The following is an 8,726-nucleotide window of genomic DNA, read 5'->3' on the forward strand; positions in this document are numbered from 1 at the left end:
GCGCCGACGAACTGCTCAGCGCCCTCGCCGGCCCGGGCGCCGTCCTGCGCGAGGACCAGTGGGTCGCCATCGAGGCCCTGGTGGCGGACCGGCGACGCGCGCTGGTGGTCCAGCGCACCGGCTGGGGCAAGTCGGCGGTGTACTTCATCGCCGCCCGGTTGCTCCGCGAGCTGGGGTCGGGCCCCACCGTGATCGTCTCGCCGTTGCTCGCACTCATGCGGAACCAGGTCGAGGCCGCCGCCCGGGCCGGGGTGCGGGCGGCCACCATTAACTCGGCCAACATGACCGAGTGGGACGAGGTCCGCTCGGCGGTCCGGGCCGGTGAGGTCGACGTGCTGCTGGTGAGCCCGGAGCGTCTCAACAACCCCGACTTCCGGGACACGGTCCTGCCCGCGCTCGCGGCGGACGCCGGCCTCGTGGTGGTGGACGAGGCCCACTGCGTCTCGGACTGGGGTCACGACTTCCGGCCGGACTACCGGCGTATCCGCACCCTGCTCGCCGATCTGCCCCACGGCGTGCCGGTCCTGGCCACCACGGCCACGGCCAACGACCGGGTGGTCCGCGATGTCGCGCAGCAGCTCGGGGTCGGTGAGTCCGCCTCGGAGGACACCCTCGTCCTGCGAGGCGGACTGGACCGCGAGTCGCTGCGGCTGTCGGTGGTGGCTATCGACGACTCGGAGAAGCGCGCCGCCTGGCTCGTGGAGAACCTCGAGTCGCTGCCGGGCAGCGGCATCATCTACAGCCTCACCGTCGCGGCGGCCGAGGACATGGCCGAACTACTCACCTCGGCCGGGCACCGGGTCAGCTCCTACACCGGCCGCACCGACGCCGGTGAACGGGAGGAGCTGGAGCGCGCGCTGCTCGACAACGAGGTCAAGGCCCTGGTCGCCACCTCCGCGCTGGGCATGGGCTTCGACAAGCCGGACCTGGGCTTCGTGGTCCACCTGGGTGCCCCGCCCTCCCCCATCGCGTACTACCAGCAGATCGGCCGCGCCGGACGTGCCGCCGACCGCGCCGAGGTGGTCTTGCTTCCCGGGCCCGAGGACCGCGCGATCTGGAACCACTTCGCCTCCCTGGCGTTCCCGCCCGAGGACGTGGTGCGGCGGGTCCTCGACGCACTGGAGCCCGATCGACCGCAGAGCACGCAGGCGCTCGAACCCGCCGTCGACCTCGGCCGCAACCGGCTCGAGATGGTGCTCAAGGTCCTCGACGTCGACGGCGCGGTCCAGCGCGTCCGGGGTGGCTGGGTGGCCACCGGAGGGTCATGGCACTACGACACCGAGCGCTACGCCGGTCTGGCGGAGGCCCGGCAGTCCGAACAGCAGGCGATGCTGGAGTACCAGCGCACGGGGTCCTGCCGCATGGAATTCCTCCGCGCCCAGCTCGACGATCCCACCCTCGACCCGGCCTCCGGTGGCTGCGGTCGCTGCGACAACTGCACGGGTCAGCGCCGCACGACGGAGGTCGACTCCGGCGCTCTGACCCGGGCCCGCGAGGCCCTCGAGCGGCCCGGCGTGGTCCTGCCTCCCCGCCGTCAGTGGCCCACCGGCCTCGCCAAGCTCGACGTCCCCTTGAAGGGCAAGATCGCCGACGGGCCCGCCGAGGGCCGGGCTCTGGCTCGACTGACCGATCTCGGCCTGGGCCAGAAGCTGCGCGCCCTGCTCGCCGAGCCCGACCAGGACGCCCCGGAATGGCTCGCCCGCGCGTGTATTCCCGTCCTCCGCGAGTGGGGCTGGGCCGACCGGCCGACCGGTGTCGTCGCCCTGGTCACCGGGGAGCATCCGCAGCTCGTCGTCAGCCTCGCCCACGCCCTGGCGCAGATGGGCCGGATGACGCCGCTCGGGGAGATCACCCGTGACCCGGCACTGCCGCCGGTGACCGCCCAGAACTCCGCGTACCGCGTGGCGCAGCTCTGGGGCACCCTCGCGGGGCCGTCGGCCACGCCCGAGGGCCCCGTCCTCCTGGTCACCGACCTGTTCGGAACGGGGTGGACGACCACTGAGGCGGCCCGGCATCTCCGCTCCTCCGGGGTCCCCGCCGTCCTGCCCCTGGCCGTGGCCGCAGCCGGCTAGGTGTGATGTCCGGCTGGGTGTGATGTCCGGCTGGGTGTGATTTCCAGGGAGGTCGCCGCCTGCGCTTCGACAAACCGGAGTCCGGCACGGGATAATCGACCCATGGGTAACGCAACGAGACCGTCACCGTCGGCCGGGCCGGGGTTCACCACGATCCGGTCGGACCCGTCATGAGCGCCCTCACGGTGCTCGCCCTCGCGGTGGGATTCGTCCTGCTCATCGGCGGCGGCGAAGTGCTGGTGCGAGGCGCCGGCGGTCTGGCCGCGACCCTCGGAATCTCCCCGCTGGTGGTGGGACTCACCGTCGTCGCCTTCGCGACCTCCGCGCCGGAGTTCGCGGTGAGCGTCGACGCCGCGCTGAGCGGGTACCCGGGGTTGGCCGTCGGCAACGTGGTGGGCAGCAACATCGCGAACATCCTGCTCATCCTGGGCCTCACAGCGATCGTCGCCCCGCTGGTGGCGACGTCCCGGATCGTGCGCGTCGACATCCCCATCATGGTGCTGTTCTCGGTGGTCGCGCTGCTGGTGGCACTCGACGGCACGATCAGCTTCCTCGACGGTCTGCTCTTGTTCGCCGGCCTCGTGGCGTATACGGTGGCGACGATCGTCATCTCGCGCAAGCAGGATGGAGGCCGGGCCGCCGCGGCATCGGAGGACCCGGTCGGTGACGGCGCCGGTGGTGGCGCCGCACGTGATGCCGCCGCGGGCGATGCCGCCGCGGGTGATGACCCCGCAGGTGGCGCCAGCGCCGGTGAGACTCGGTCGTCCGGCGTCGCGTCGTCACACCCGGTTCTGGTCAACAGCGTCTTCGTGGTCGTCGGAGTGGCCCTGCTGGTGGTCGGCGCGCGACTACTCGTCGCGGCGGCGAGTGATCTCGCATCGGCATGGGGAATGAGTGACCTGGTCATCGGTCTCACGGTGGTGGCGGTCGGGACGTCGCTGCCGGAGTTCGCCACGAGCGTGGTGGCGGCGATCCGCGGCGAACGGGACCTGGCCATCGGCAACATCGTCGGTAGCAACATATTCAACATCGGTGCCGTTCTCGGGATAGCCTCGCTCATCACGCCCATCGACGTCGCCCCCGGGGCCGTCCGCTTCGACCTGCCGATCATGCTCGCCGTCTCGCTGGCCCTGCTCCCGATCGCCTTCACCGGTATGGCGATCAAGCGGTGGGAGGGACTGCTCTTCACGGGCTTCTACGCCGCGTACGTCGTCTATGTGGTGCTGCAGGCGGCCGACCACGACGCGATGGATCCGTTCAGCGCCGCCATGCTCTGGTTCGTCATCCCCATCACCGCGTTGTGGCTGATCGGGCTGGCCACCTACGAACTCGGTCTGTTGCGGGGACGCAGACAGGCGCGGGCGCGACCGGTCCCCGCCCACGACGGCGCAACGGATACGGGGACCGGTGGCCCAGGGTGACCCCCCGTAGCGCGGCCGGGGACGACGGTCCTCGACGCGAGGTCCGTGCGCCCGCCGTGGTCGCCCGTCCCGATCAGACCTCCCGCACCATCGCTCGGCCCGCCTTCATCCCGGAGAAGATGCAGCCACCGAGGAACGTGCCCTCCAGCGAGTTGTACCCGTGGACCCCCCCGCCGCCGAACCCGGCGACCTCGCCCGCCGCGTACAGGCCCGGGAAGGGCTGACCATCGGGGGTCAGGCACTGCGAGTCGAGCGTCGTCTCGACTCCACCGAGAGTCTTCCGGGTCATGAGGTGCACCTTGACCGCGATGAGCGGCCCGCCGGATCCGGCGGCGGAGCCCTTGCCTGGGCCGGAGTCGGCGAGCAGCCGGTGTGGTTTGGCCATGCGGGTGAGCTTGTCGGTCAGGACGCGCCGGGCGTTGTGGATGGCCTGCACCTGCGCATCCTTGGCGAACGGATTGTCCATCTGCCCGTCCATGGCCAGTACGAACTCGCGGACGCGTTCGAGGTCCAGCGCCGGCTCGCCCTCACGCAGCAGCGTGTTCATGCCGGCGACCATCTCTTCCAGCGTGTCCGCGACCACCCAGTCGACGCCCTTCTCGGCGAAGTCGGCGATCGACGGCGGCAGTCCCTTCCCCGCCTTGGACGCGAACTTCTTCACGCTCTTGACGGTGAGCTCCGGGTTCTGTTCGGAACCGGAGAGGATGAACTCCTTGCCGGCGATGGCGGAGTCGAGGATGAACCAGGAGTAGTCCTGACCGGTGCGGCGGATGGCCTCGATGGATGCCGTGGTGTGGAATCCGGGGAACAGCGGCACCGGCATCCGGTCACCATTCGCGTCCAGCCAGAGCGTGGACGGCCCCGGGATGATCCGGATGGCGTGTGCGGGCCAGACGGGCGCGAAATTGGCCACGCCCTCGGTGTAGTGCCACATCCGGTCCCGGTTGATGAGGTTCGCCCCGGCCGCCCCGGAGATTTCCAACATCCGCCCGTCGACGTGCTCGGGCACGCCCACGATCAGGTGCTCGGGCGCCGCACCCAGCGTGTCGGTGGGCCAGTACTGCCGGACCAGGTCGGGATTGCCGCCGATGCCTCCGGAGGCGATCAACACGGCGCTCGCCCGGAACTCGAACGTGCCCGTCTCCTCGCGGGGCGAGGCGACACCACGGTCGAGGTCGCACGGTACGAGGGTCGCCCCCCGCACCCCTGCTGCGCGGCCGTCGTCGATCACGATCTCGTCCACCCGGTGGCGAACGGCGAAGCGCACCAGGCCGGCGCGGGCGGCGTCGCGGACGGGTTCCTCGAAGACCCGCACCACCTCGGGCCCGGTCCCCCAGGTCACGTGGAATCGCGGAACGGAGTTGCCGTGGCCGTCCACGTCGCCACCGCCCCGCTCGGCCCAGCCCACGGTGGGGATGATTCGCAGGCCCAGGTCGTGCAGATACCGCCGCTTCTCCCCCGCCGCGAACTCGACGTACGCGCGCGCCCACTCGCGCGGCCAGTGGTCCTCGGGTCGGTCGAACCCGGCGGAACCCAACCAGTCCCGCCACGCGAGTTCCAGCGAGTCCTTGATGCCGATCCGGCGTTGTTCGGGGGTGTCCACCAGGAACAATCCGCCGAGAGACCAGAACGCCTGCCCGCCCAGGTTCTTCTCGTTCTCCTGGTCCACGACCAGTACCTTCTTGCCGGCGCGGGTGGCCTCGTGGGTGGCGACGAGCCCTGCGAGCCCGTGCCCCACCACGATCAGATCGGGTACGAACCCGGGCTCCGGGGCGGGCAGCGGCCCGGCGTTGGCGGCCCGGGATACCGACGGCGGTTGGTAGGCCGGATATGTGGGGTGAACGGGCCGGGCATCACCGGCGGTGCGGGCAGAACGGGACGCGGAATTGGTCATGGGTTCAGTGTGCCCGGTCACTCCAAGAGGTGGCGCAGGTACCGCTCCGGAGCATCGAGATAGCGCCGATGTTGGTCCACCATCGTCAGGTCCTGCCACCGGCTGCGCTGCATCCCCTCGTCGGACAGCTCGTAGACCGCTGCACCCGGTACCGAGGCCAGGATCGGTGAGTGGGTGGCCATGAGCACCTGCGCGCCGCGACGATCGGCCAGCTCGAGCAGCAGCGCGACCAGCCTGAGCTGGGCATCGAAAGACAGCCCCGCCTCGGGCTCGTCCAACACGAACAACCCGCCGCCCGAGAACCGTGAGGTGGAGACGAGGTCCCAGAACGCCTCCCCGTGGCTGCGCGAGTGGAAATCCTGCTCGGGCCCGGACGACTGCAGGTAGCTGAACATGCCGTGCATCGTCTCGGCGCGCACGAAGTAGCCCCACTTCGACGCGGCGCCGCCGCGGACCAGCCGCAGGGCGTCGTGCAGCGGCGACTCCGACTCCCACGTGACGTCCCGGCCGTTGACCGAGCCTCCCTCGGCACCCAGCCCGTACGCCATGGCCACAGCTTCGACGAGCGTGGACTTGCCCGCACCGTTCTCCCCCACGAGCACGGTGAGGTCGTCGAGTTCGAGTCCCTCGCGCAACAGCTGGGCCACCGCCGGGATGGAGTACGGCCACCCCGCGTCCGACGAAGCGGGCGGCGACCCGGCCGCGGCCCCGCCCCCGTCGCGTTGCCGCTCGACGCGCACCACCGGCCTCGGATCGAGCACTCCACCTGCGGCCATGCCACGCACCCTACCGTCGGTCGGTACCGTTTCTCCCATGCGGATCCACCAGCTCAACTGCGGCACGATGGGGGGCCTCGTTCCGACGCGCGTCCTGCTCGTGGAGGCCCCGGACGGGCTCGTGCTGGTGGATTCCGGGATCGGGGTGCAGGACATCGCCGATCCGGCCGGCCGCCTCGGTGCGATGCGTCACGCGCTGCGCCCGGCACTGCGCACCGACGAGACCGCGCTCCGCCGCATCGAGTCGCTGGGGTTGGATCCCCGGGACGTGCGGCACATCGTCCTGACCCATATGGACGCGGACCACATCGGAGGGCTCGCGGATTTCCCGGAGGCGCAGGTGCACGTCGCGGCCCAGGCGCTGACGTGGGCGGTGCGCACGCCGCGGTTCGTCGAGCGCCGCCGGTACCGCCGCCCCCAGTGGTCGCACGGGCCGCGGTTCGTCGAGTACGCCTACGGGACCGACCGGTGGGAGGGCTTCCGGGCGCACCCCCTGGACCACGTCGCCGAGGGGATGATGCTGGTGGACCTGCCGGGCCACGCGGTGGGTCACGCCGGGGTGTTCGTGCCCGGTGGCGGTGACGACGACGACGACAAGGACCTCCTCCACGCCGGGGACGCCTTCTACCACCGGGGACAGATCGGTCCGTCGGGTCGCGTGCCGAGGCCGATCCCCGTCATGGAACGCGCCCTGGCCCTGGAACCGAGCGCGGTGTCCCTGACGCACGCCAGGCTCGCCGGGTTGGCCCGGCGTCGCCGCGACACCCTCGACGTGGTGTGCGCGCACGATCCCTCGGGCCCCGGGGGCCTGTAGATGGTCAGGATCCGTGAGACCGCCTGGACGCCGGCCGAGCGCACGGAGGCGGATCCGGACCTGCCCGACCGCGCGGCCGCACTCGCCGAACTCCTCCGGGGCCGACGGGCGGTGGTGCTCACCGGCGCCGGCATCTCGACCCCGTCGGGCATCCCCGACTACCGCGGGCCCGATTCGCCCGGCCGGACCCCGATGACGTTCCAACAGTTCGTGGGCGACCCCGCGTTCCGCCGGCACTACTGGGCGCGCAACCACCTCGGTTGGCGGCACATGGAGGCCGCACGGCCCAACGCGGCGCACCTCCTGCTCGCCGGCTGGGAGCGTCGCGGCCTGGTCACCGGGGTGATCACCCAGAACGTGGACCTGTTGCACCTCAAGGCGGGCAACCGCCGGCTCGTGGACCTGCACGGGACCTACGCCGTGGTCATCTGCCTGGACTGCGGCCTGCGACAGAGCCGGTGGGCGCTGCACGAACAGCTCGAACGCCTCAACCCCGGCTTCATCGAACGCGTGACCTCCCGCGGCGCGATCGAGGTGGCGCCGGATGCCGACGCCGTCCTGGCCGAGACCTCCGACTTCCGCATGGTCGACTGTCGGGCCTGCTCAGGAGCCCTCAAACCGGACATCGTCTACTTCGGCGAGAACGTCCCCGCGCATCGCGTGCAGGAGGCCAACGCGCTCGTCGACGGGTCGGACCTCGTCGTCGTCGTCGGCTCCTCCCTGACCGTCCGCTCCGGATACCGGTTCGTACGGCGTGCGGTGACCACCGGCACGCCCGTCGCGGTGGTCAACCGCGGCCGCACCCGCGCGCACGACGAGGCCACCCTGACGATCGACGGCGACTGCGTGGAGGTCCTCGAGCTGGCAGATGCGGCCCTGCCGCACCACGGGTGAGCGTCGAGGAGCAGAATAGGGCCATGCAGATCGCAAAGACACCAGAGACCGCGCTGGCCCGACTACTCCGCGGCAACGCCCGCTACGTGGCCGGGGAGAACCTCAACGAGCACAAAGACCCCTCTCGGCGCACCGAGCTCGCCGGCCAGCAGAATCCGTTCGCGCAGGTGTTCGGCTGCGCGGACTCCCGCGTCCCCGCCGAGGTCGTCTTCGACCAGGGGCTCGGCGACCTGTTCGTGATCCGCAACGCCGGCCACATCGTGGACTCGTCGGTGCTCGGGTCGATCGAGTTCGGGATCGAGGCCCTGAACATCCCGCTGACCCTCGTGCTGGGCCACACCTCGTGCGGTGCGGTGGGCGCCACGATCACCGCCATCGACACGCACTCCACCCCGTCCGGTTACCTGCGCGACGTGGTCGAGCGGATCTCGCCGGCCGTGTTCGAGGCGCGGCGCGACCCGGACGCCGGGTACGACGACGTGGTGGTGGAGAACGTCCGCCACACCGTCACCGCGATCCGGCAGAAGTCGGCCGCCGTCGACCGCGCGATCACCGAGGGCCGCACCGCGATCGTCGGCGCGATCTACAACCTCGAGGAGGGGACCGTCACCCCGGTCCACACCGAGGGGACCGTCACGGACGGCTGAGCGCGGGCCGACCGGGGTCGCTGGTCAGACCGGGACGAGGTCGTCGGCGTGCACCAACGGGCGCCCCTGACCGGAGCCGGTGCCGCCCGCCGCCCGGTCGGCCAACCGGGCGCGGACCTCGACCGAGTCGTACTGGGCGATCCCGCGGGCCACCACGCGGCCATCGACGTCGTGCATCTCGATGACGTCGCCGAAGTGGAACAGCCCG

The 8,726-nt window shown here is 71.3% G+C and carries 8 protein-coding genes; 5 read left to right on the forward strand and 3 right to left on the reverse strand.

Annotation, left to right across the window (positions count from 1 at the left end):
* Positions 1-2,072 (forward strand): RecQ family ATP-dependent DNA helicase (locus G6023_RS15540; RefSeq protein ID WP_182636383.1); only part of this gene is annotated, 2,072 nt, incomplete at its 5' end.
* Between the two features lie 170 nt (positions 2,073-2,242).
* Positions 2,243-3,493 (forward strand): calcium/sodium antiporter, encoded by a 1,251-nt coding sequence (locus G6023_RS15545; RefSeq protein WP_182636384.1) that lies wholly within the window; start codon positions 2,243-2,245, stop codon positions 3,491-3,493.
* Between the two features lie 73 nt (positions 3,494-3,566).
* Here the strand turns inward: G6023_RS15545 and G6023_RS15550 are convergent, their stop codons facing one another.
* A complete protein-coding gene (locus tag G6023_RS15550) occupies positions 3,567-5,387 on the reverse strand; it encodes an FAD-binding dehydrogenase (RefSeq protein WP_182636385.1) in 1,821 nt (606 codons plus the stop codon).
* 17 nt (positions 5,388-5,404) lie between these two features.
* Complete coding sequence (locus G6023_RS15555; protein ID WP_182636386.1) at positions 5,405-6,163, reverse strand: AAA family ATPase; 759 nt, start codon at positions 6,161-6,163, stop codon at positions 5,405-5,407.
* A 37-nt stretch (positions 6,164-6,200) separates the two neighbouring features.
* Here G6023_RS15555 and G6023_RS15560 point away from each other — a divergent pair, with 37 nt between their 5' ends.
* The 3 genes from G6023_RS15560 to G6023_RS15570 are packed head-to-tail and all read left to right on the forward strand — an operon-like array spanning position 6,201 to position 8,518.
* On the forward strand, positions 6,201-6,977 hold the full coding sequence (locus G6023_RS15560) for an MBL fold metallo-hydrolase (RefSeq protein ID WP_182636387.1): 777 nt from the start codon (positions 6,201-6,203) through the stop codon (positions 6,975-6,977).
* On the forward strand, positions 6,978-7,871 hold the full coding sequence (locus tag G6023_RS15565) for a Sir2 family NAD-dependent protein deacetylase (protein ID WP_182636388.1): 894 nt from the start codon (positions 6,978-6,980) through the stop codon (positions 7,869-7,871). It begins immediately after the preceding gene.
* A 23-nt stretch (positions 7,872-7,894) separates the two neighbouring features.
* Entirely contained in the window at positions 7,895-8,518 is a 624-nt protein-coding gene (locus tag G6023_RS15570) for a carbonic anhydrase (RefSeq protein WP_067719720.1), read from the forward strand.
* Between the two features lie 24 nt (positions 8,519-8,542).
* On the opposite strand, the gene G6023_RS15575 is transcribed toward G6023_RS15570, so the two are convergent.
* Positions 8,543-8,726 (reverse strand): PUA domain-containing protein (locus G6023_RS15575; protein WP_347570793.1); only part of this gene is annotated, 184 nt, incomplete at its 5' end.

This window comes from Dietzia sp. DQ11-71 (genome assembly GCF_014144995.1).
GTDB lineage: Bacteria > Actinomycetota > Actinomycetes > Mycobacteriales > Mycobacteriaceae > Dietzia > Dietzia kunjamensis.

Bases quoted from the DNA above. Each gene is read 5' to 3' on its own strand.
- G6023_RS15545 (WP_182636384.1), top strand. From the start codon at position 2,243: ATGAGCGCCCTCACGGTGCTCGCCCTCGCGGTGGGATTCGTCCTGCTC.
- G6023_RS15550 (WP_182636385.1), bottom strand. From the start codon at position 5,387: ATGACCAATTCCGCGTCCCGTTCTGCCCGCACCGCCGGTGATGCCCGG.
- G6023_RS15555 (WP_182636386.1), bottom strand. From the start codon at position 6,163: ATGGCCGCAGGTGGAGTGCTCGATCCGAGGCCGGTGGTGCGCGTCGAG.
- G6023_RS15560 (WP_182636387.1), top strand. From the start codon at position 6,201: ATGCGGATCCACCAGCTCAACTGCGGCACGATGGGGGGCCTCGTTCCG.
- G6023_RS15565 (WP_182636388.1), top strand. From the start codon at position 6,978: ATGGTCAGGATCCGTGAGACCGCCTGGACGCCGGCCGAGCGCACGGAG.
- G6023_RS15570 (WP_067719720.1), top strand. From the start codon at position 7,895: ATGCAGATCGCAAAGACACCAGAGACCGCGCTGGCCCGACTACTCCGC.